The organism is Acinetobacter bouvetii DSM 14964 = CIP 107468 (assembly GCF_000368865.1).
GTDB lineage: Bacteria > Pseudomonadota > Gammaproteobacteria > Pseudomonadales > Moraxellaceae > Acinetobacter > Acinetobacter bouvetii.
In genome coordinates, this window is the sequence record NZ_KB849727.1 from 1049219 (window position 1) to 1071719 (window position 22501).

The 22501-nt window shown below is 43.2% G+C and carries 15 protein-coding genes, 1 tRNA gene and 4 pseudogenes; 10 read left to right on the forward strand and 10 right to left on the reverse strand.

Going from position 1 to position 22501, the window contains the following annotated elements:
- Window positions 1–97: 97 nt before the first annotated feature.
- Window positions 98–1588, forward strand: a complete 1491-nt coding sequence (gene putP / locus F941_RS11935) for a sodium/proline symporter PutP (protein WP_005011600.1) — start codon at window positions 98–100, stop codon at window positions 1586–1588.
- A 70-nt stretch (window positions 1589–1658) separates the two neighbouring features.
- Here putP and F941_RS11940 read toward each other — a convergent pair whose 3' ends face one another.
- Together F941_RS11940 and prpF are read right to left on the reverse strand one after the other, a co-directional pair.
- A complete protein-coding gene (locus tag F941_RS11940; protein ID WP_005011610.1) occupies window positions 1659–2567 on the reverse strand; it encodes a polyprenyl synthetase family protein in 909 nt (302 codons plus the stop codon).
- Between the two features lie 418 nt (window positions 2568–2985).
- Window positions 2986–4176 carry a 2-methylaconitate cis-trans isomerase PrpF gene (gene prpF / locus F941_RS11945; protein WP_005011613.1) on the reverse strand — a complete coding sequence of 397 codons (1191 nt, stop codon included), beginning with the start codon at window positions 4174–4176 and terminating at the stop codon, window positions 2986–2988.
- A 328-nt stretch (window positions 4177–4504) separates the two neighbouring features.
- Here prpF and F941_RS11950 point away from each other — a divergent pair, with 328 nt between their 5' ends.
- From F941_RS11950 to chrA, 5 genes and pseudogenes are all read left to right on the forward strand, one after another.
- Complete coding sequence (locus tag F941_RS11950) at window positions 4505–5857, forward strand: amino acid permease (protein WP_005011614.1); 1353 nt, start codon at window positions 4505–4507, stop codon at window positions 5855–5857.
- An 82-nt stretch (window positions 5858–5939) separates the two neighbouring features.
- Window positions 5940–6015: transfer RNA gene (locus F941_RS11955), tRNA-Arg, on the forward strand.
- Window positions 6016–6109: 94 nt separating this feature from the next.
- A pseudogene (locus tag F941_RS11960) lies at window positions 6110–6410 on the forward strand (tyrosine-type recombinase/integrase); the annotation flags it as partial.
- Window positions 6411–6478: 68 nt separating this feature from the next.
- Window positions 6479–6592 (forward strand): annotated as a pseudogene (locus tag F941_RS16400) (chromate resistance protein ChrB domain-containing protein); the annotation flags it as partial.
- Between the two features lie 2 nt (window positions 6593–6594).
- Window positions 6595–7947, forward strand: coding sequence for a chromate efflux transporter (gene chrA, locus F941_RS11965; RefSeq protein WP_005011619.1), 1353 nt, complete (start codon window positions 6595–6597; stop codon window positions 7945–7947).
- 95 nt (window positions 7948–8042) lie between these two features.
- On the opposite strand, the gene F941_RS11970 is transcribed toward chrA, so the two are convergent.
- From F941_RS11970 to F941_RS16410, 7 genes and pseudogenes are all read right to left on the reverse strand, one after another.
- On the reverse strand, window positions 8043–8747 hold the full coding sequence (locus F941_RS11970; protein WP_005011621.1) for a response regulator: 705 nt from the start codon (window positions 8745–8747) through the stop codon (window positions 8043–8045).
- A 10-nt stretch (window positions 8748–8757) separates the two neighbouring features.
- On the reverse strand, window positions 8758–11406 hold the full coding sequence (locus F941_RS11975) for a sensor histidine kinase (protein WP_005011623.1): 2649 nt from the start codon (window positions 11404–11406) through the stop codon (window positions 8758–8760).
- Window positions 11407–11418: 12 nt separating this feature from the next.
- A complete protein-coding gene (kdpC, locus tag F941_RS11980; protein ID WP_005011626.1) occupies window positions 11419–12054 on the reverse strand; it encodes a potassium-transporting ATPase subunit KdpC in 636 nt (211 codons plus the stop codon).
- 9 nt (window positions 12055–12063) lie between these two features.
- A complete protein-coding gene (gene kdpB / locus F941_RS11985; protein ID WP_005011628.1) occupies window positions 12064–14076 on the reverse strand; it encodes a potassium-transporting ATPase subunit KdpB in 2013 nt (670 codons plus the stop codon).
- 16 nt (window positions 14077–14092) lie between these two features.
- Entirely contained in the window at window positions 14093–15790 is a 1698-nt protein-coding gene (gene kdpA, locus F941_RS11990; RefSeq protein ID WP_005011631.1) for a potassium-transporting ATPase subunit KdpA, read from the reverse strand.
- A 175-nt stretch (window positions 15791–15965) separates the two neighbouring features.
- Window positions 15966–16085: pseudogene (locus tag F941_RS16645) on the reverse strand (undecaprenyl-diphosphate phosphatase); the annotation flags it as partial.
- A 55-nt stretch (window positions 16086–16140) separates the two neighbouring features.
- Window positions 16141–16257, reverse strand: a pseudogene (locus tag F941_RS16410) (IS3 family transposase); the annotation flags it as partial.
- A gap of 314 nt (window positions 16258–16571) precedes the next feature.
- Between F941_RS16410 and F941_RS11995 the strand changes: the two are divergent.
- Both F941_RS11995 and F941_RS12000 read left to right on the forward strand, forming a co-directional pair.
- Window positions 16572–17831 carry an OmpP1/FadL family transporter gene (locus F941_RS11995; protein WP_005011633.1) on the forward strand — a complete coding sequence of 420 codons (1260 nt, stop codon included), beginning with the start codon at window positions 16572–16574 and terminating at the stop codon, window positions 17829–17831.
- 309 nt (window positions 17832–18140) lie between these two features.
- Window positions 18141–19298 carry an OmpP1/FadL family transporter gene (locus F941_RS12000; RefSeq protein ID WP_005011635.1) on the forward strand — a complete coding sequence of 386 codons (1158 nt, stop codon included), beginning with the start codon at window positions 18141–18143 and terminating at the stop codon, window positions 19296–19298.
- An 84-nt stretch (window positions 19299–19382) separates the two neighbouring features.
- Here the strand turns inward: F941_RS12000 and thrH are convergent, their stop codons facing one another.
- Window positions 19383–20000: a bifunctional phosphoserine phosphatase/homoserine phosphotransferase ThrH gene (thrH, locus tag F941_RS12005; RefSeq protein ID WP_005011640.1), complete on the reverse strand. Its 618-nt coding sequence runs from the start codon at window positions 19998–20000 to the stop codon at window positions 19383–19385.
- Between the two features lie 196 nt (window positions 20001–20196).
- On the opposite strand from thrH, the gene F941_RS12010 reads away from it, so the two are divergent.
- Together F941_RS12010 and F941_RS12015 are read left to right on the forward strand one after the other, a co-directional pair.
- Window positions 20197–20931, forward strand: coding sequence for a phosphoadenylyl-sulfate reductase (locus F941_RS12010; RefSeq protein WP_005011642.1), 735 nt, complete (start codon window positions 20197–20199; stop codon window positions 20929–20931).
- Window positions 20932–21097: 166 nt separating this feature from the next.
- The gene (locus tag F941_RS12015) at window positions 21098–22477 is read left to right on the forward strand and encodes a WS/DGAT/MGAT family O-acyltransferase (RefSeq protein WP_005011645.1); all 1380 of its coding nucleotides are present in this window, start codon (window positions 21098–21100) and stop codon (window positions 22475–22477) included.
- The last annotated feature ends 24 nt before the right edge of the window (window positions 22478–22501 follow it).

Genomic DNA, 22501 nt, shown 5'->3' on the forward strand with positions numbered 1-22501 from the left:
TCTTGAATTGATGGCAGTTTATTTTGCCTTCAATTGGCTCTCCCTTTGCTGTCAATTCATATTTCGATCTGCTGTCCAACTCGAAAATGGATATTGTATGAGCTCCCTGAATCCAACCTTAATCACCTTTCTTTTTTATATTGCCGCCATGATCGTGATTGGCTTGATGGCATACCGGGCAACAAGCAATTTTTCCGATTACATTTTAGGGGGCCGCCGTCTAGGAAGTTTTGTTACCGCCCTTTCTGCAGGCGCATCTGACATGAGCGGCTGGCTGCTGATGGGCTTGCCGGGCGCCATTTACCTTTCAGGCTTATCTGAAATGTGGATTGCCATCGGTTTAATTATTGGCGCATGGCTAAACTGGCTGCTCGTTGCCGGACGGCTGCGCGTGCATACTGAAGTGCAGCACAATGCCTTAACCCTGCCCGATTATTTCTCCAACCGCTTTAACGACCAGAAAAAAGTTTTACGCATCGTTTCAGCAGTTGTCATCTTGGTGTTCTTTGCTATTTACTGCGCTTCCGGCATGGTTGCCGGCGCACGCCTGTTTGAAAGCATGTTTGACATGTCCTACAGCACCGCGCTGTGGATCAGCGCGATTGCAACCATCAGCTATGTCTTTATTGGCGGCTTTCTTGCTGTCAGCTGGACAGATACCATTCAGGCAGGCTTAATGATTTTCGCCTTGCTGCTGACCCCGATTGTCGCGCTCATGTCCTTCTCAGACATGAGCCAGGTGACTTTGGCGCTTGAAGCCGCCCGTCCGCAAGCCACCGATATCATCGGCAATTTAAGTGTTGTTACCATCGTGTCACTCATGGCATGGGGCTTGGGCTATTTCGGTCAGCCGCATATTCTTGTCCGTTTTATGGCCGCAGATTCGGTGAAGTCCATTCCCAATGCACGCCGCATCGGCATGACGTGGATGACACTCTGCCTAGGCGGCGCAGTCGCAGCGGGTTTCTTCGGCATCGCCTACTTCCAGCAGCATCCAGAACTGGCGGGCGCAGTAAATGCGAACCCTGAAACCGTGTTTATGGAACTGACCAAAATCCTGTTTAATCCGTGGATTGCCGGCATCGTACTGGCGGCTATTTTGGCTGCGGTCATGAGTACTTTAAGCTGTCAGCTTTTAGTATGCTCAAGCACCTTGACAGAAGATTTCTATAAGTCTTTCCTGCGTAAGCATGCGTCACAGAAAGAATTGGTGTGGGTCGGCCGCCTGATGGTGCTCTTGATTGCCTTGCTGGCCATTTGGATGGCAGGCAATCCTGAATCTAAAGTTTTAGGCTTAGTGGCTTATGCATGGGCCGGTTTTGGCGCGGCATTTGGCCCATTGATTATTCTTTCACTGTTCTGGAAACGCATGACCCTAAATGGCGCTTTAGCCGGCATGGTCGTTGGCGCAGTCATGGTGATTTTATGGAAGAATGTTTGGGGTGATACTGGCGTTTATGAAATTATTCCTGGCTTTATCTGCTCATTCATCGCCATTATTGCGGTCAGCTTAATGGGCAAAGCACCTAGTAAAGACATTACCGAGCGTTTTGAAGAAGCGGAACGGATTTACAAAGAAAGCTTATAAGCGTATTAAACAAAAAAAGGAGAACAGCTTGTTCTCCTTTTTTGTTTTCATTCTTTAATCTCAACTGAGATCAGCTTTTCCGCGACAGCAGAAATTGGGTGATTTGGCTTAATTGCTCAGCTTTATCACCAAAATAAGCCAATGCGCCTATCGCCTGATTATGCAAATCCTGAGCATAAGCCTTGGCTTGTTCCAGCCCCATCAAGGCGGGATAAGTTGATTTCTCAACCTGCTGATCTTTGCCAGCCGTTTTTCCCAGAACTTCAGTCTCGGAAACAATATCCAAAATATCATCCTGAACTTGGAAAGCCAGCCCAATCGCCTGCCCATACTCTCGCAGTTTCGGAATCGCCTGATCAGTCCCTTCAAACAGCGTTACGGCAGCCATCATCACGGCTGCCGTAATCAGCGCCCCAGTTTTATTGCGGTGAATGTTTTCTAATGCATCCTGTGTAATTTTTTTACCTTCAGCCTGCAAATCCAGAACTTGGCCATTCACCATTTTTGAAGACGCTGTCGCTAGAATCTGCATTTGTTTCAGCACAATAGACGCTTCAACGGCTGGCCCCTGATCAAACAAGCGGCTGCCTAAAATTTCAAAAGCCATCGACTGCAGAATATCTCCAGCCAATAGCGCCGTGTCCTCGCCAAAAGCCACGTGGCATGTCGGCTGGCCGCGGCGCAGCAGATCATTGTCCATGCAGGGCAAATCGTCATGCGCCAATGAATAGCAGTGAATAAACTCTATGGCAACCGCTGCGCGGCGCACCGCTGCGGCATTCGGATTTTGCTTTAATGCGCCGGCTGCATAGCAAAGCGCTGGACGCACCCGCTTGCCGCCCAGCATAACGGCATGGTGCACTGCGCCTTTTAACGGTTCTGGAATTGCAAAGGCATCCAGCGCAGTCAGTAAATCCTGCTGAATGCGGTTCTGTGCTTCTGTCAGTGCATGAGCCTGCACATCAGTTAAAGACGACACGTTCACCTCAATTTTTTTATCTAAGCGGTATGACAAACTGGCGCTGCATAGAGCCTTAAAAATTTGGCCTGCATCAGTTTCTGGCTTGTTGCATCATACTGCTTTTGCCTTGTTTTCTCTATCACGAAACTGAATTCTTAAAACTTAAATCTATAATCATGCTCTTTCTGCTAAACGAACCGCAAATTACTCTAAAGCCATGAATCTGATCTTGAGGTGAAAGGCTGCAGCGGGTGATTCGATGCTGATTGTTATTTTATCCATGCCGTTGAATCGATGAATTGAGCGCTCTGCGTAACAGCTCATAGAACGTTCTTAAACTGATCTCAAAAATAAAGCCCCTGTTCAGGGGCTTTAAAATATTTTCAATCAATTACATGCACATTGAATTACACAATCACGCGATATCAATCGATGATTATTTCAAGGCATCTTGCGGAATGCGCACCCAGCCTTCCATCAATACGCGCGCGCTGCGGCTCATCACCGCTTTCTTCACAGCCCATTGTCCATTTTCCTGTACGGCTTGCGCGCCAACACGCAAAGTTCCGGACGGATGGCCAAAACGTACAGCTTCCCGCTCACCGCCGCCAGCCGCCAAATTCACCAACGTGCCGGGAATCGCCGCGGCTGTGCCGATTGCGACAGCGGCAGTTCCCATCATTGCATGATGCAATTTGCCCATCGACAGTGCGCGTACCAGAAGATCTGTATCCTGCTCGCCAATGGCCTTTCCGCTGGAAGACACATAGCTTTTCGGCCCAGAGACGAAGGCAATTTTTGGCGTATGCTGGCGTTTTTCCGCTTCAGCAATATCTTGAATTAAGCCCATTTGCTTAGCGCCATACGCGCGGATTTTCTCAAAACGCGCCAAGGCTGCGGCATCACCGTTAATTGCATCCTGCAGTTCGGTGCCTTCATAACCGATATCTGCTGCATTTAAGAAAATTGTTGGAATGCCGGCATTAATGAAGGTCGCTTGAAACTCGCCAACCTCTGGTACAAGCAAGGTATCAACCAGATTGCCTGTTGGGAACATCGCGCCGCCATCTTCACCGTCATCTGCTGGATCTAAAAATTCAATCTGCACTTCTGCTGCAGGAAAAGTGACGCCATCCAGTTCAAAATCACCTGTTTCCTGCACCTGACCCTGAGTGATTGGCACATGCGCAATAATGGTTTTTTGAATATTGGCCTGCCAAATATGCACCGTGCAAATGCCATTTTCCGGGATTTTTTCCGCCGCGACTAAACCATTTGCAATTGCAAAAGCGCCTACGGCAGCAGTTAAGTTGCCGCAATTGCCGCTCCAGTCTACAAAAGCGCTGTCAATGGACACCTGCCCAAATAAATAATCCACATCATGATGCGGCTGCGCGCTTTTATCTAAAATAACTGTTTTACTGGTGCTGGATGTTGCGCCGCCCATGCCGTCAATTTGCTTGCCGTAAGGATCTGGACTGCCAATGACACGAAGCAGCAGCTGATCACGAATAGCGCCTGCCTGCTGCGCGGCTTCCGGCAGATCACTGCGCTTAAAAAATACACCCTTACTGGTGCCGCCACGCATATAAGTTGCTGGAATTTTAATTTGGGGAGCAAATGGCATATTCTGAATCCTTATTTATCATTGTATTGCACAATACCAATCCGATATTGATCGCGCATTATCATAACGGCTTTTACTGAAAATACATTAGCCACAGGACTTAAGTATAAAAAAACGGCATCTGTCAGATTTCCGCCGGCAGCACAGATTCATCTTTCATAAATAAAATAAAATTAATCTGTTGATTCATTTATTGTTTAATGATTAATTTTATTAAAAAATATTTAATGAAACCTATAACTTTTTTTCATATTTTTTGAGCTACTAGGCTATTTCTTCTTGATCTATTACAATCCAAATCACATATTCATTGTCGGGCTGAAATAACTTGAATAAAGAGTCGTCTCAACTTCAGCGTGGCTTAAAAAACCGTCATATTCAATTGATTGCCATGGGTGGTGCAATTGGTACTGGCTTATTTTTAGGTTCCGCACACGTGATTGAATCTGCCGGTCCATCCATTATTTTGGGTTATGCGATTGGCGGATTAATTGCTTTTTTAATTATGCGTCAACTCGGGGAAATGATTGTTGAAGAGCCTGTAGCAGGCTCATTCAGTCATTTTGCGAACAAATACTGGGGCAAATTCGCCGGTTTTCTTGCAGGCTGGAACTATTGGATTTTATATGTCCTCGTTGCCATGACAGAACTGACCGCCGTCGCGAAATACATCAATTATTGGTGGCCTCACATTCCTGCCTGGGCATCGGTGCTGACCTTCTTTGTCATTATCACCTTAGTGAACCTTGGCAATGTAAAATTTTATGGCGAATCTGAATTCTGGCTCTCTATTGTTAAAGTCACTGCTGTTGTCGCGATGATTGTATTCGGTATTTACTTACTGGTTACAGCAGGCCCGGATTCCACCGCATCTTTCAGCAATCTTTGGACGCATGGTGGCTTCTTCCCGCACGGCTTTGAAGGTTTGTTTTACATGCTGGCCTTCCTCATGTTCGCTTTTGGCGGTATTGAGCTGATTGGCATGGCGGCAGCTGAAGCCAAAGATCCGCAAAAGACCATTCCAAAAGCCATTAACCAAGTCGTTTTGCGTATTCTGGTTTTCTATGTCGGCTCAATGACGATTTTACTGTCGCTTGTGCCATGGAACGAACTGCAGCTGGGCGGTTTAGACAAAAGCCCATTTGTAATGATCTTCAGCCAGCTGGGTATTGGCTGGGCCGCGCATTTGCTTAACTTTATTATTTTAACGGCGGCGCTTTCTGTTTATAACAGCGGCATGTATGCCAACAGCCGCATGCTGTTTGGTCTAGCGCAGCAAGGCAATGCGCCGAAAATCTTTACGCAGACCAATAAGCAAGGTGTGCCAATTCCTGCCGTTCTGTTTTCTGCCTTGCTTATTTTTGGCTGTGTATTACTAAACTACTTTGCACCGGAAGATGCTTTAAGCAACCTGATTTATATCGTGGTTGGCGCTTTAGTCTTAAACTGGGCAATGATCAGCTTAACGCACCTTAAGTTCATTAAAGCAATGAAAGCAGAAACTAAGGTATCGCAATTCCCTGCGCTTTGGTCGCCATTCAGCAACTACCTGGTTCTTGCCTTCATTGCGGTTGTGCTCTACATCATGTGGACGCAAGGTTTAAGCGGCGCCGTGATCATGATTCCAATTTGGATTGCGCTCATGTTTATTCTATTCAAAATACTTTATAGAAAAGCGTAATTTTCTTAAGCGTTTAAAAAGTTATTGTTTCGGCAATAACTTTTTTTTTGTTTGAAATTGGAGTAAATTAACTGCGTTTTACGCGCCCTTAGCTTAACTGGATAGAGCAGTTGCCTCCTAAGCGACCGACGTGGGTTCGAGTCCCGCAGGGCGTACCATCTTGGTGTTTCTTTTGATCTGCAGTATTCCAAATAAATAACAAAACCAATTAAATTCAATAAATTAATAAAGAATATCTAAATGCCTCTTACAAAATCTAAAAGTGCATATGTATTCCCTGTAGCCACATCTAACTTCAAGCCGATATCAGAAAGCACCATTAATCAGGCACTGCGTCGTTTAGGCTATATCTGTGAACAAGCCTGTAGACATGGCTTCCGTGCTTCAGCACATCCGATTTTAGAAGAAGTTTTAGAATGTACAATTGAACTGATTGAGCGGCAATTGGCCCATCAGATCAAAGATATGCATGGCTGGGCTTATCACCGTACTCAACATTTGGAAAAGAAAAAAAGCAATGATGCAGAAGCGGACAGATTATTGTGGTGGGTGAAATAATAAGCCTCCATGTATTGATTTTCACACACACATCTTATTATTGAATAGTGCTAAGCTTTTGGCGGTATTGAGCAAGTCATTCAGAGCCTCCGAAGCCAAATAAGCAATGATGACCAATTATTTGAATTATCCAATCATATTTTTGATGGCCTTTATGCCAACCTATCTAGAGAATAATCATGGAACAAGAACTGATTCCTCCCCCAGAAGCGGAAATAAAAACTGTTTCATTTTGGCAGGCCTTTCTGTTTTGGCTTAAATTAGGATTTATTAGTTTTGGCGGACCTGCAGGTCAAATCGCGGTCATGCACCAAGAACTGGTTGAACAGAAGCGCTGGATTTCCGAGAAGCGTTTTTTGCATGCGCTGAACTACTGTATGTTGCTGCCTGGGCCTGAAGCACAGCAATTAGCGACCTATATCGGCTGGTTAATGCACAGAACCGCTGGTGGATTAGTTGCAGGCATTCTTTTTGTCTTGCCCTCCCTGTTTATTTTAATCGGCCTTTCATGGGTCTATGTCAAATTTGGTGATGTCCCCATCATCGCTGGACTTTTTTACGGCATTAAACCCGCTGTGGTTGCCATTGTTTTTCATGCAACTCACCGGATCGGCAGCCGGTCACTCAAGAATAATTTTTTGTGGCTGATTGCCACGCTCTCATTTATCGCGATTTTTTTCTTCAGCGCACCTTTTCCTTTAATCGTTTTCTCTGCCGCGATCATTGGATATCTGACCAGCAAAAAGTATCCGGCCCTATTTTCTAATGGAAACACGCATCAGCAGAGTAAAAAAGACTATGGGGCTGCATTAATTGACGATGATACTCCCACACCAGCACATGCGATCTTTAGCTGGAAACGATTGGGGAGTATTGTTCTGATCGGCGCTCTGCTGTGGCTGATTCCGATCATCAGTCTAAGCTTAACGCTTGGATGGGATCATGCGTATACGCAAATGGCATGGTTCTTTACTAAAGCTGCGCTGCTGACCTTTGGCGGTGCATATGCCGTTTTACCTTATGTTTATCAAGGGGCTGTGAACTATTATGGCTGGTTAAGCCCAACGCAAATGATCGATGGTCTTGCACTGGGTGAAAGCACACCAGGCCCACTGATTATGGTGGTGGCATTTGTTGGCTTTTTAGGGGCATTCAATCATGCGCTCTTAGGCTCGGATCATCTATTCTTGGCAGGCGCAATTGGCGCAACAATCGTCACTTGGTTTACCTTTTTATTTTCTTTTATTTTTATCTTTGCTGGCGCACCGATTATTGAATCGACACATAACGAGCTCAAATTTACGGCGCCACTAACCGCCATTACAGCAGCGGTTGTCGGCGTGATTCTTAACCTTGCACTATTTTTTAGCTATCACGTGCTTTGGCCAACCGGTTTTAGCGGTTCCTTTGATTTCGTTGCGGCGCTCATTGCCTGTGCTGCCCTGATTGGACTGTTCTATTTTGAGTTGAAAGTCATGTATGTCCTTGCTGCTTCTGCGTTAATTGGCTTGCTTTGTTTTAGCTTTCTTTAATGTATATCAATTGAATGAAGGCCTTCTTTTCTGGGATTTGATTGAATCAATCCCACAATATTTTTAAGTCCCTTGTGTTCTCTTGAAGTTGATCGCTAGGATTCACCCAAAAAACGCAACCCCACGCCTGCAATGGTAAAAATATATTTTGGAGTGACCGCAGAATCTCCAATTTTGCTGCGGAGTTTTTTCACCAAGATTCGAAGATAATGGGTATCTTCTTCATGACTAATACCCCATAACTCCGTCATAATTTGTTTTTGTGTGACGATCTTGCCCTGATGGCGAATCAAGAGTGCTAACAGTTGAAATTCTTTTTTGCTGAGCACAATTTCTTCCTGTGCAAACCTCACCACATGTTCAGCCACATCCACAGATAATTGACCATCATCAAATACAATATTCTGTTCAGACTGTTGCGGTTTATTGCGAAACATCACCCGAATACGGGCACATAATTCCTGAATGCTAAACGGTTTGGTGACATAATCATTTGCACCTGCATCGAGCAATTTAATTTTTTGATTTTCATCAGGACGTGCAGATAACACAATCACAGGAATATCTGACCACTGCCGCATCTCGGTCAACACCTGCTGTCCTTCCATATCAGGTAAACCCAAATCTAAAATCAGTAAATCCGCGCCTCGTGTTGCCAAAATTTCTAAGCCTTTCATGCCATTTTCAGCAACATGCACCTGATAGCCTTGTGCGCGTAAAGCAATGTCTAAAAATTTTCGAATTTGAGGTTCATCATCAATAATTAAAATTGATGCACTCGGATAGATTGTTTGTGGCATAAAAGATCATTTAACCCAGATGTAACGGTAATCGTATGCGAATTAAAGTACCTTGACCATCTGTTCCAGCAAAAGCTTCAATACTGCCCATATGAGCGCCAATAATGGCTTTGACAATCGCAAGTCCTAAACCTGTACCTGTTTTCCCTCGATCACCGCGTTGCATGGTGTAGAACATATCAAAGATTTGCTCACGTTCATGTTCAGGAATTCCTATCCCTTGATCCATAATGTCAATTTGCAGAAATTGTTCCTCTTGCTGAATCTTCACTTCAATCGGGACATCATCTGGTGAAAATTTAGCGGCATTTTCTAAGACATTAAAAATAGCTTGTTCAATTAAAGCAGGATGCACATACAATTGCGGAAGTTCATCAGCTAAAGCAACTTCGATTTTTACCTCAGGCTGATAGCGTTTAAGACGTTGCGTTGCCGAGCCAATCAGTTCATCCACACCAATCCAAGCACGACTTAAAGTCAAACCCTGATGACCTAATCGAGTCATATCCAACAGGTTTTGAATATAACGATCCAATCGTTCCCCTTCAATGTGAATGGTGTCTAATAATTCATGGCGATCACTTTCAGGCATCTGTTCACCATAATATTTAAGCGTATCTGCTGAACCAATCATCGCGGCTAAGGGTGAACGTAAATCATGCGATACCGAAGACAGCAAGGCGGAGCGGAGCTTTTCCGTTTCAGCCACTACTCTAGAATTTTCTAACTGTAACGAGAGTTGAACCCGAGCAACGGTTTGCGCAATATCTTCAATCATCAACTCAGTTAAACGCTGCAATTCAAAACTGATGCTTTGAGCATTTTGATGAAAGCGAATTGCAATCACGCCATATTCTTTCACCAAATTTAACGGAATAAACCACCAATCAGAATTGGTCAACGTATTGGTAAAACGTCCACAGGGTTTCGCATTCTTCTGCGTCCAATCTGCGGCAATTTGATCTTTTTCATTTAATGCGGATGGATCACCTAAAGACTGATTTTCAACTTTTAACCAGACCGTGGCATTTAATGAAGTTTCCAAATGTTGTTTGGCAATGATTAGTACTTGCTCAATATCTACACAGGTCGATAGCTTGCGCTCTAATTCTTGTAACTGTAACGACACTGAATTTGCAGCACGTAGGCTAAGCACCTGAGCACGTAATTGATTGGCTAAACGCCCAACCAGTAAGGCTGAAACAATAAACGTGATAATGGTAATCACGCCACGTTCAGCACTAATCATAAAGGTAAAGCGAGGTTCGATAAAAAAGTAGTTGTAGAGTAAAAAACAGACGAATACGCTGATAATCGTAATCAACATGCGTGCGCGTATCGCAACAAGTAATACAGTCACAATAAAAATTAAAGCTAAATCACTATACCCAATAAAATGATCACTGATTGCAGCCACAATCAATCCTAGCAATACAATGATAATACTTTCAAACACTTCACGTTGATTAAACGCTAAGCCTTGTTCCAGCCAAGATGAATAAGCCACATCTTTCTGCAAACGCTTTTCATTATTTTTGGCTTTTAAAGGCTGAACAAAGGTGATTTCAAAAGGATGCTGTTTCTCTAACAGTTGATCGGCAATATGATCTGAAAATAGGCGCTGCCATAGCGATTTTTGAGGGCTTTTGCCGAGTAAAATATTAGATGTACCATAATCATAAGCTGCCTGTAAAATGGTCGATGCAATATGATTGTTATACAGCAAATAGGTATCTGCACCGAGCTTACGCGCTAGATTAAAGGCTTTAGTCACAGCAAAAGCTTGGGCCGTTTCAACCTTACTTTTTTGAATCGAAATGACGCTCCACGTTGCATTGAGCCTTTCTGCAATCCGATGGGCACGGCGCACCAAATCTTCAGAGAATTCAGAACCATCTATCGCCAACATGACATGATTTTGAATCGGGATAATCTGCCCTTGTGCAACAAATTTTTCTCGATAATCAATATCGACCTGCCCTGCAACAGTTTGAATTGCCAGATCACGTAACGCTGTCAAATTTGCAGCTTTAAAAAAACCTTGTAATGCATGGGGGGCAACATCGGCGAAATAAATCTTGCCATGATTCATTCGTTCTAATAATTCAGGAACAGGTAAATCAACCAGTCGAATATCTTTCAAACGTTTAAGTAGTGCATCGGGGACAGTTTCAGTTACCCGAATCCCCGTAATTTGAAAAACCACATCATTGAGGCTTTCCAAATGCTGAATATTTAAGGTGCTATAGACATCAATGCCTGCATCCAACAACTCATTGACATCTTGCCAACGATATTCATGCCGACTATTGGGTACATTGCGATGGGCAAGTTCATCAACAAGTACAATTTGAGGCTTTAATTTAAGAATTTGGTCGAGATCCATCTCATCCAACATTCGCCCCTGATATTCCACAGGCTTCCTTGGAATAACATTCAGCCCTCGAATCAAACGTTCGGTATCAGATCGACCGTGAGTTTCCACCACGCCGACCACCACATGCTGCCCTTGTTGCATCAGTTCATGCGCTCGGGTCAGCATGGCATAGGTTTTCCCTACCCCAGGTGCTGCACCCAAGAAAATGGTCAAACGTCCAGATTGTTCACGCTGACTATGTGCCAACCATGCATCTGCTTTGTTATTACGGTCGATCTGCATAATTACGCTCTATCAACGTGTGGTCGATGACAATTGATCTAAGGCTAAATTTAACTGCAACACATTCACTCGCGCTTGCCCATAGACGCCGAATTGTGCAGGCTGAATTTGTTGTTGTACCAAATCACGCACTTGCTGCTCAGGTAAATGGCGTTGCTGTGCCACGCGTTTCACCTGTAATAAAGCACTTTCAGGTGAAATATCTGGGTCAATTCCGCTGCCTGATGCTGTGACCATATCGTTCGGTACCTGTTGCTCTGAAATATGATTATTTTGCGCAAATTGCATCGTTCTTTCTTTCATTTGTTTTTGTAAATCAGGATTCGAGATGGCCAAATTACTCCCCGCCATCCCATCAACATTGTAACTTACAGCACTGGGACGGCCATGGAAATATTGTTCACCAACAAAGTTTTGTCCTACCAAGCTTGAACCAATAATTTTACCATCCAGTTCAATGACACTACCATTGGCTTGTTTGGGAAAGATCAACTGCGCAATGGAGACACTTGCTGTAACGTACAACATGCCTGCAATGAAAAAACCAACCACAATCAAACCAAGACTCGGACGTAGGACTGAATGTCCTAGACTAGATAATGCTAAGTCCTGTTGATTCAATTGCTCATGACTCAATAAAGTATTCATATCTCGCTCCTAAATCCACAATGACACAACAAGATCAATGAGCTTGATCGCAATAAACGGAAAGATCACCCCACCTACACCGTAAATCAGCATATTACGGCGTAACAATTGCAGCGCACTGGCAGGTTTGAATTGAACGCCTTTGAGTGCCAATGGAATCAGCATGGGAATAATCAAGGCATTAAAGATCAATGCAGAAATTACTGCGCTGCTCGGGCTACTCAACTGCAAAATATTCAGTATCCCAAGTTGTGGAATCGCCACGGCAAACAAGGCAGGTAAGATCACAAAGTACTTAGAGACATCATTTGCCAAGGAAAAAGTGGTTAAAGCACCGCGGGTAATCAGTTGCTGCTTCCCAATTTCGACCACATCTAGCAATTTGGTCGGATCGGAATCCAAGTCCACCATATTGCCAGCTTCTTTGGCTGCTTGGGTACCCGAATTCATGGCTAAGCCAATATCTGCCTGCGCCAAGGCTGGTGCATCATTGGTACCATCACCCACCATTGCGACCAATTTTCCTGCTACTTGCTCATTACGAATACACGCCAATTTGTCCTCAGGTCTCGCTTCTGCAATATAGTCATCCACCCCTGCTTCGGCAGCAATCGCAGCCGCGGTTAATGGATTGTCTCCTGTGACCATAATAGTTTTGATGCCCATCTCACGTAACAGTGCAAAGCGCTCTTTAATGCCTTTCTTAATCACATCTGAGAGTTCAATCACGCCTAAAATACTGTGATTTGAAGCCACCACAAGAGGTGTTGCACCTTTAGAAGCCACTTGCTCTACACGGGTTTTAAGCTCAATGTTGTCTTTGATTTCTTGATGGGTAAATTTAAGAATGGCATCGACAGCACCTTTACGAATCGTTTGTCCCGTAGCCAAGTCCACACCCGATAAACGTGTTGAGGCACTAAACTGAATGAACTCAACATCTTTCGGCTCTTGGATGCTTTCACCTAACTCTTTCCCAAGGCTGATGACCGACTTACCTTCAGGGGTTGGATCAGCAAAAGAAGTGAGCATTGCTGCTTGGCGTAACTCACTTGGTGTCACACCTGCCAATGGATAAAAAGCGGTGGCTTGGCGATCTCCATAGGTGATCGTGCCTGTTTTATCCAATAGCAACACATCAATATCACCCGCAACTTCAACCGCTTTACCTGATTTTGCTAAGACATTGGCTTTTAAAGCACGGTTCATCCCCGCAATCCCAATCGCAGGCAGCAAGCCGCCAATCGTAGTTGGAATCAAACAGACCAATAGGGCAATCAACAAGACCATACTGATTTTGATCCCGACCATTGAACCAATCACAGGTAAAGTCAGCACCACCACAATAAAAGTAATGGTCATGATGTTGAGCAAAATACTGAGTGCAACCTCATTCGGTGTTTTTTGACGGTTGGCACCTTCAACCAAAGCAATCATACGATCTAAGAAGCTATGACCTGCTTCATTACTCACGCGAATAATAATTTCATCGGACAAGACCTTAGTCCCACCAATCACCCCTGAACGATCGGTATGAGCTTCACGCAATACGGGCGCAGACTCACCAGTAACGGCTGATTCATTGATAGTCGCAAAGCCCTGAATAATTTCACCATCCGCAGGGACAATCTCACCCGCTTTAACAACGACGAGATCATCTTTTTTAAGTAGATTGGCAGAAATCGTATTCGGTACCGCATTTAAATCGAGAATGCGATTTGCGGTTAAGTTTTCACGGGCCTGACGTAAAGATGCAGCTTGTCCACGACCTTTGGCTTCTGCGACTGCTTCAGCATAATTGGCGAATAAGACGGTGATCAATAAAATCAAGCTTAGGACTAAACCAAAACCTAAACTGGCATTTCCCATCAAAGTGGCAACAAGGGTTAAAACTGTTCCCACCCAGACACATGCCATCACTGGATTTTTAAAAGCATGTTGAGGCAACAATTTATGGAAAGTTTGCTGAATAATTTCTTTATTCAAAATATCCATGTGTTGTGTCGCATTTGAATGTTTCATTGTGCTTGCTCCACGCTTAAACTTTTATCGATAAATAGTCAGCAATTGGCCCAATCACCAACACTGGCATGAATTGCAATAAGGTCAGAATCAGTACGATCCCAATTAAAGTCAGAGCAAAGGTGGGAGATTCGATCTGTAAAGAACCTCTGCTTTCGGCTGCTTGTGGTTTGGTTGCTAAACTCACTGCAATCAATACTGGGATAATCAATACGCTATAACGTCCTGCCAATAACGCGACACTGGCACTCAGGTTCCACCATAAAGTGTTATCGCCTAGGCCTTCAAAACCAGAACCATTATTGGCGTAGGCAGAGACATACTCATAAAACACTTGGCTAATGCCGTGAAAAGCTGGATTTGAACTTCCTGTCATTGATGGGAATGCAATTGCAATCGCAGTCAAACCAAGAATCACCACAGGTTGCAGTAGAATTACGAAAGCCAATAACTTAATTTCAGCCACTTCAACTTTTCGCCCAAACAATTCAGGGCTACGCCCTGTCATCAAGCCTGCGATAAAGACCGCTAAAAACAGGTAAATAAAGAACTGTAATAGCCCACAACCAATCCCCCCCCAAATGGAATTAATCAGCATATTGCACAGTTCAACCAATCCAGTCAGTGGTGAGGCAGAGTCATGCATCATATTCACAGAGCCGTTATTCACTTGCGTGGTCAAGCTTCCCCACAATGCAGATGCATCCGCACCGAGACGAAGCTCTTTCCCTTCCATCAACGCAGCATTAACACTTAAAGATGATTTTTCGGTCCACAACGTTAATGAGGTTGAAGCCAACGACATCAGCAACATGCTGCCAAAAATCATCCACATCAATTTCTTGCGTTGAATAAAACGCCCAACCATAAACACCGTAGAAAGTGGAATCAGTAAAATTGCGATCATCTCAATCACATTGGACAACGGGGTTGGGTTTTCTAAAGGCACAGTACTGTTTGGCCCATACCAACCGCCACCATTACTGCCGAGTTGTTTAATCGCCACCATCGGTGCAACAGGACCAAGCGGAATATGCTGAGTTTTGACTTCTGTGCTTTGCTCTAAAACTTGCGCTGTTGGACCTGCGGATAGTGTTGCAGGGACACCTTGAAAGGTCAGTAGCAAAGAAAAAATAAGACCTAATGGAATAAAAAATCTAAATAATGGGCGAATGATATCCATCCAATAATTACCTAGATTAATATGATTCCAATTCTTTGGATCTGAATCTTCCGCTTGGCATGATTGCAGGAATAAAGCCCTTAACATTGCAACCAATAAAGCCAGTCCAATAATTGGAGACAAATATTGCAGTCCAACAATGACTGTCATTTGCGATAAATAAGACAGTTGCGCTTGGCCTGAATAATGCTGCTGGTTGGTATTGGTCAGGAATGAAATGGTGGTATGTAATGCCAGATCCCAATTCATATTTGGAATATGGTCGGGGTTTAAAGGTAACCATGCCTGAGTCATCAAAACTGCGACACTGGCGCCAAGCAATAAAACATTACTCAGGACAAAAGCACCCAGATACTGCCGCCAATTCATACCGACCTGCTTCACATTTAGAACAGCGTAAATTGGTTGTTCAATCCATTTAAAGAATCGGTCGCTTTTCATTGGTTTTGCCTGCATCACATCGGCGAGGTAAGCACCAAACGGATAAGCCAGTAGCAATGAAAAGACAAATACAGAAATAAATTCCCACATAGCAAATGCCATTTAAAATAGGTCAGCATTAGTATGGAAATTGAGGGCGTAAATTCTCTATATTCAAAAATGTGGATGGCGTAAATTTTGCGTAAATTCTGAAAGAAAAATTTTATTTTTTACCCAAAGAAAAAAGCAGATACTCCGCTGCTTTTGTTTTTAGAATCAAGCATTTTTATAAGACAAGCATAATGACAATCCCAAGTATAATCTTGTAGCAAGCAAAGACTCTTGAGGTATGCTTTTCAACAAACCGAACCCGTACTTTTACGACAAATAATGCTGAATACGATGCTCGCTAAGTTATCTTTAATCAGAACACTGATCCCAGACAGTATAGCGGACAACAAACCCTCTAAATTCTTAAAATCTTTCTGCTCAAAAGCTTCAGGGCTTAGCCAGCCATTTGCAGAATGTCTTCTAACCCAATTGTCATAACTCCCAATAGAGTCAAAAAAGACAGCATTAATTAAGATTAAAATTCACATATTTTTGTTTTTTTTATAACTCACTAGTTCTCATTTAAATTTATTTTTTCCAATTTAAAAACAGATAGTTATAAAATCACACTTTAAATAATTAGTGCAATTACTCCAAACAGACGCATTTTTATTCTGATTTTTTTATCTAGAGCATTTACTCTTATTTTTTTTGTGCTATTTTTGTCACATGGAGTAACAATTCAGCGCATTGGAAGCCAAAGATTTATCCATAGCCAATGCCCCTGTAACTCAAATAAAAATGCAGTAACTTCAATTTGTACACCAAGGAAAGATGAAGAATGAAATTAAAAAAGCTAACGACAGCATTAATTCTTGCAACATTACCAGCCACTGGCGTATTTGCAGCAGCGCTAGATCGTTCTGGTCAATCCATTGCTGCATTTTTACAGCCTGGCAACTACTTTGAAGCAGGCATCTCAGTTTTAGATCCAGATGTTTCAGGAACCACCCTTCCAGCCCTAGGCAATCAAAATACTGGTGATATGGCTGGCGATTACTATTTCCCAAGTGCTGCGCTTAAACTTCAATTAACTGATCACTTCTCTTTTGGCCTTCTTTATGACCAGCCATTTGGTGCTGATGCTGAATATACCCAGTCTGTTGCTTTTACTCATCCTTCACAAGGAAACACCAGTGTTGAAGTTGATACTCAAAACATCTCAATGATTTTTGGTTTCCAGCCAACAGAAAATTGGAATATTTATGGCGGTGGTGTTTACCAAACTGTAAAAGGCAACGTCCATCTGCGTGGCGCAGCATATAGCGTATATGGCGGATATAGTGGCAGCACAGCTGCCCCAGCAACTGCTATTCCAGCATATGATGCAAATATTGGTGAAGATTCATCAGCTGGCTGGTTAGCAGGTTTTGCATATCAAATTCCTGAAATCGCTTTGAAAGCCTCGCTTACATATCGCTCAGAAATTAAACATGACATCAATGTTCAAGAAACAATTGTCAATCCAGCCAATATAAATTTACCAACATCGATTATCGCAGGATACACCGATGGTTCAACTGAGATTACAACACCTCAATCTGTGAACTTAGATTTTCAAACTGGCATCATGACGAATACCGTAGCATTTGCAAATTTACGCTGGGTTAACTGGAAAGATTTTTCAATTCGTCCCGATAAATTTGGTCAATTAGCAACAGCACTAACTAAAGCAGGGCAAGTTCCTGGAAAAACAAACGGCTTTGACCTCGTTGCTTATTCTGATGATCAAATCAATGCTACAGTTGGTGTTGGCCGAAAACTCAATGACAAATGGGCTGGTAATGTCTCTGTAGGCTGGGATTCTGGTGCTGGCAACCCAGTTACAACTTTAGGTCCAACCGAAGGATACTGGAACGTAGGTTTAGGCATGCAGTATAGTCCAGCAGCGAATTACTTTATTGCTGGCGGTGTTAAATACTTCTGGCTAGGCGATGCTGATGCTCAATCAGGCGCTCAATTTGGCACACCTGCTACCGTAGCAAAATTTGAAGACAATACAGCTTGGGCTTATGGCTTAAAAATCGGTTATAGATTCTAATTAATTAAAATTGTAAGAAGACCCTAGTTTGCTAGGGTTTTCTTCTTATTTCTTCACAACGAATCAATTGCTTTAAAAACACCCATTTAATTTTTTTGATAATAAAATATAAAAATTAAAATAAATACTCTATTTTCCTATTAAAAATCATTTAGATAGATTACTCCAAATAGACTTTTTACTCTATACAACTACTTTTTTTGCATTCCCGCGTTCATTTCTAGAGCACTCCTGAGTATTTACTCATTTTTATATTATGTTACTTTCCCTGCATTGATCGATTACTAAAAGTTACAAACAGGGAAAACTATGCAGCTCAGCCAGTTATCTAAAGCGATTCTCATCAGCTTATTGCCAGCCACTTCTGTTTTTGCAGCAGGATTAGACCGCTCTGGTCAGTCTATTTCAGCCTTCCTTCAACCTGGAAATTATGCTGAAGCAGGTTTTACTGTCCTTGACCCGACAGTAGAAGGTAAAGATATCGCTGGCAATAAAGTAAGTGATATGGGCGATGATTACTACTTTCCATCTGCTGCAATCAAAGTGCAAGCAACTGATAAAATTTCATTAGGTTTAATTTATGATCAGCCCTATGGTGCCGATGCAACTTATGTAACCGAAAACAGTATTTTTGCAGAAATGTCAAAAAACCAAGGAACACATGTAGAAGTTAGAACCAATAACATCACGGCATTAATTGGCTACCAGCCAAATGAAAATTGGAATTTTTATGCAGGCCCTGTTTATCAAACAGTTAAAGGCCAAGTGTCACTGCGCGGCCAAGCCTACGGCGGCCCAACTAAACTAGGCGGCTATGACATTAACCTTAAAGAAGATGATGCATTCGGCTGGATTGCAGGCGCAGCATACTCTATTCCTGAAATTGCATTGAAAGCCGCCGTCACTTACCGTTCTGAAATCAAACATGAATTAGAATCATCTGAAACATTCGGTTTTGGTTCTGTCATTTATCCAAATAGCCAGACAGAAGTTGTGACTCCTCAATCAGTCAATTTAGACTTACAGTCAGGTATCGCAAAAAATACTTTGGCTTTTGCTAATATCCGTTGGGTACATTGGGATCAATTTGCGGTGAAACCTGCATATTTAGCAGCATCTACATTACTCGTTCAAGGCAAAGCGCAAAATTTGATCGACTACTCTGATGACCAATGGTCTATTAACACAGGTGTTTCCCGCAAGTTTAATGACAAATGGGCAGGAACTGCTTCAGTCGGTTATGATTCTGGCGCAGGCAACCCTGTAACTACACTTGGCCCAACAGAAGGCTTTTGGAGTGTAGGCTTAGGCGGTCAATACAGCCCTGCTGAAAGCTATTTCATTGCCGCTGGTGTCAAATACCTGTGGTTAGGTGATGCTAAAGCACAAACAGGCGGAAATGTTGTTGGCAGCTTTGAAGACAACAATGCAATCGCTTACGGCATGAAAATCGGTTACCGCTTCTAATTGATATGACTTGAATTAGAATGCAAAAAAGGGCGCCAACGGCGCCCTTCTCTTTTTCAGCAATAAAATGTCTGCAGGGTTAAATCAAGCAGGAATATTGCGCACAGATGATTTACGGATCGCTTCTTTCAGTGCTTCATAGCCATGAATCGGCGGGAACTGCGGAAATTCTGCAATGACATTTTCAGGCGCATCAAACAAGAAGCCATGATCAGCCTCACCCAGCATAGTTGTATCATTATAAGAATCGCCGGCAGCGATAACGCGGAAGTTTAAGCCATGCAATGCTTTTACCGCTTGACGCTTTTGATCCGGCTGACGCAGCTTATAATCGGTAATCATGCCATTTTCATCTGTTTCTAATTTATGGCAGAAAATCGTTGGCCAATCTAGCTGCTTCATTAACGGATGCGCAAATTCATAGAATGTGTCAGACAGAATAATCAGCTGGAAATGCGTGCTCACCCATTTTACAAATTCTTTCGCGCCTTCAAATGGCCCCATATCTGCAATAACCGCTTGAATATCATTTAAGCCTAAGCCATGCTCTTTTAAAATATTCAACCGCTGAGTCATCAGCACATCGTAGTCTGGAATATCGCGTGTAGTTGCTTCCAACTCTTTAATTCCAGTTTTTTTAGCAAAATTAATCCAGATTTCCGGAACTAAAACACCTTCTAAATCAAGACATACGATTTCCATGGACTCTCCCAATCTCAGTGAAAAAATTTGCACTATCATAGCTTAAGAAATAGCTTTTGCCTTGTTCTTTTTTAAATCTATTTTTTTCATAAGTATCTATTTTTTAGTGATAAGTCGTATTTATCAATTCTATTAAAATAGTTGTGAAATAAATTAATATAGGCTTAATGTTTCCAAGCCTATCGCCAGGACAATCATGACAACAATCCCAACGATCGATATTGTAGATGCGCTTGCAGCTGAATATGCAGATAAATCTCCAAACGAAATTATTGAACTTGCACTGAGTCAAGAAGGCGAAATTGCCATTTCATTTTCCGGTGCAGAAGATGTGGTTCTTATTGATATGGCCTCGCATTTAGGCAAGCCTTTTCGTGTTTTCAGCCTGGATACAGGCCGCCTGCATGCCGAAACTTATCAATTCATTGATGCAGTGCGTAAACACTATAATATTGATATTGAGATTTGCTTCCCTGAAACTGAAGCGATTCAGCAATTAGTGACTGAAAAAGGCTTCTTCAGCTTTTATCAGGATGATCATAAAGAATGCTGCGGCATCCGTAAAGTTCAGCCGCTGCGTAAAAAACTGGCGACTTTAGATGGCTGGATTACCGGCCAGCGTAAAGATCAGAGCCCAGGCACCCGCAATGATATTCCGGTCGTGCAAGCTGACCCAGGTTTTTCAGGCCCGGGCAAGCAGCTGATTAAATATAATCCTTTAGCCAACTGGTCTAGCGCCGATGTCTGGAACTATATCCGCCTGATGGAAATTCCTTATAATCCATTGCACGAACGCGGCTTTATTTCCATCGGCTGTGAACCGTGCACCCGGCCTGTATTGCCAAATCAGCATGAACGCGAAGGCCGCTGGTGGTGGGAAGACGCCACACATAAAGAATGCGGCTTACACGCCGGAAACTTAAAGAAATAATCAAGCCTAAACCATTGCCTGAGCAGTGGTTTTTTTCATCGTATTGATACATATAAAGCAGTTTTATTCTGATGGAAAACAGCTATAATTTCAGAGTAATTTATAATTCTAACAAGGCAGCTCATATAGGAGCGTCCCTAGACATTGCAGTGAGGCAATCCACGCTATGCGTCCATTACATCCGATTGATTTTATATTTCTCACTTTAGAAAAGCGTCAGCAGCCGATGCATGTTGGCGGACTATTTTTATTTACGATTCCAGATAATGCGCCATCCAGTTTTATTCAAGATCTGGTTACAGATATCCGAAATTCCAAATCAATTCCAATCCCGCCCTTCAATAACCGCTTAAATGGCTTTTTTTGGGATGAAGATGAAGAGTTCGATTTAGATCACCATTTCCGCCACATTGCCCTGCCGCACCCTGGCCGAATCCGTGAGCTTTTGACTTATATATCGCAAGAGCACAGTACGCTGATTGACCGCGCTAAACCGCTGTGGACTTGCCATATTATTGAAGGCATTGAAGGCAACCGTTTTGGCATGTATTTTAAAATCCACCATGCCATGGTCGACGGCATTGCAGGCATGCGCTTAGTGGAAAAATCGCTTTCAGATGACCCGAATGCAAAACGCATTGTTCCGCCCTGGTGTGTTGAAGGCCCCCGCGCGAAGCGTTTAAAAGCGCCAAAAGTCAGCCGTATCAAAGGTTTAATGGATGGACTGAAAGGTCAGCTGGAATCGACACCGCGTGTGATTTATGAACTGTCTCAGACTGTAATGAAAGACATGGGGCGCAATCCTGATTATGTCTCCAGCTTTCAGGCGCCAAGTTCCATTCTGAATCAGCGTGTCAGTTCGTCGCGCCGTTTCGCCGCGCAATCCTTTGAGTTTGCAAGATTAGCGCATATTGCCAAAGAATTGGGTGTGACCATTAATGATATTGTTTTGGCCATTTGTTCAGGCGCACTGCGTGAATATCTCATCAGCCAAAATGCGCTGCCGAAAAAACCGTTGATTGCCATGGTTCCCGCATCTGTGCGTACGGATGATTCGGATATGTCTAACCGCATTACCATGATTCTGGCCAACTTAGGCACTCACAAAGAAGATCCGCTTGAGCGCCTTAAAATTGTGCGCCGCAGCGTACTGAATGCTAAAGAACGTTTTAAACGCATGAACGCCAATCAGATTTTAAATTACAGCGCTTTTGTTTATGGCGCTGCCGGCTTAAATATCGCTTCCGGCTTAATGCCAAAACGTCAGGCATTCAATTTGGTGATTTCTAATGTGCCGGGACCGCGTGAACCTTTGTACTGGAATGGCGCGCGCCTAGATGCGCTCTACCCGGCCTCTATTGTTTTAGACGGTCAAGCGCTGAACATTACCATGACCAGCTATTTGGACAAATTGGAAGTGGGCCTGACCGCATGCCGCAATGCATTGCCGAAAATGCAAAACCTGCTGACACATTTGGAAGAAGAAATTCAAAGATTTGAAGAAATCGTGAATAAAAACAGCCCAAAGCTTCAGGCGGTTAGCTGACCGCAAACCCGCTGGAATAAATTG

Excerpts from the sequence above, each read along its gene's own strand:
- putP (WP_005011600.1), top strand. The coding sequence starts at position 98 with ATGAGCTCCCTGAATCCAACCTTAATCACCTTTCTTTTTTATATTGCC.
- F941_RS11975 (WP_005011623.1), bottom strand. The coding sequence starts at position 11,406 with ATGCAGATCGACCGTAATAACAAAGCAGATGCATGGTTGGCACATAGT.
- thrH (WP_005011640.1), bottom strand. The coding sequence starts at position 20,000 with ATGGAAATCGTATGTCTTGATTTAGAAGGTGTTTTAGTTCCGGAAATC.
- F941_RS11995 (WP_005011633.1), top strand. The coding sequence starts at position 16,572 with ATGAAATTAAAAAAGCTAACGACAGCATTAATTCTTGCAACATTACCA.
- F941_RS12000 (WP_005011635.1), top strand. The coding sequence starts at position 18,141 with ATGCAGCTCAGCCAGTTATCTAAAGCGATTCTCATCAGCTTATTGCCA.
- F941_RS12010 (WP_005011642.1), top strand. The coding sequence starts at position 20,197 with ATGACAACAATCCCAACGATCGATATTGTAGATGCGCTTGCAGCTGAA.
- prpF (WP_005011613.1), bottom strand. The coding sequence starts at position 4,176 with ATGCCATTTGCTCCCCAAATTAAAATTCCAGCAACTTATATGCGTGGC.
- kdpA (WP_005011631.1), bottom strand. The coding sequence starts at position 15,790 with ATGTGGGAATTTATTTCTGTATTTGTCTTTTCATTGCTACTGGCTTAT.
- chrA (WP_005011619.1), top strand. The coding sequence starts at position 6,595 with ATGGAACAAGAACTGATTCCTCCCCCAGAAGCGGAAATAAAAACTGTT.
- kdpB (WP_005011628.1), bottom strand. The coding sequence starts at position 14,076 with ATGAAACATTCAAATGCGACACAACACATGGATATTTTGAATAAAGAA.
- F941_RS11970 (WP_005011621.1), bottom strand. The coding sequence starts at position 8,747 with ATGCCACAAACAATCTATCCGAGTGCATCAATTTTAATTATTGATGAT.
- kdpC (WP_005011626.1), bottom strand. The coding sequence starts at position 12,054 with ATGAATACTTTATTGAGTCATGAGCAATTGAATCAACAGGACTTAGCA.
- F941_RS12015 (WP_005011645.1), top strand. The coding sequence starts at position 21,098 with ATGCGTCCATTACATCCGATTGATTTTATATTTCTCACTTTAGAAAAG.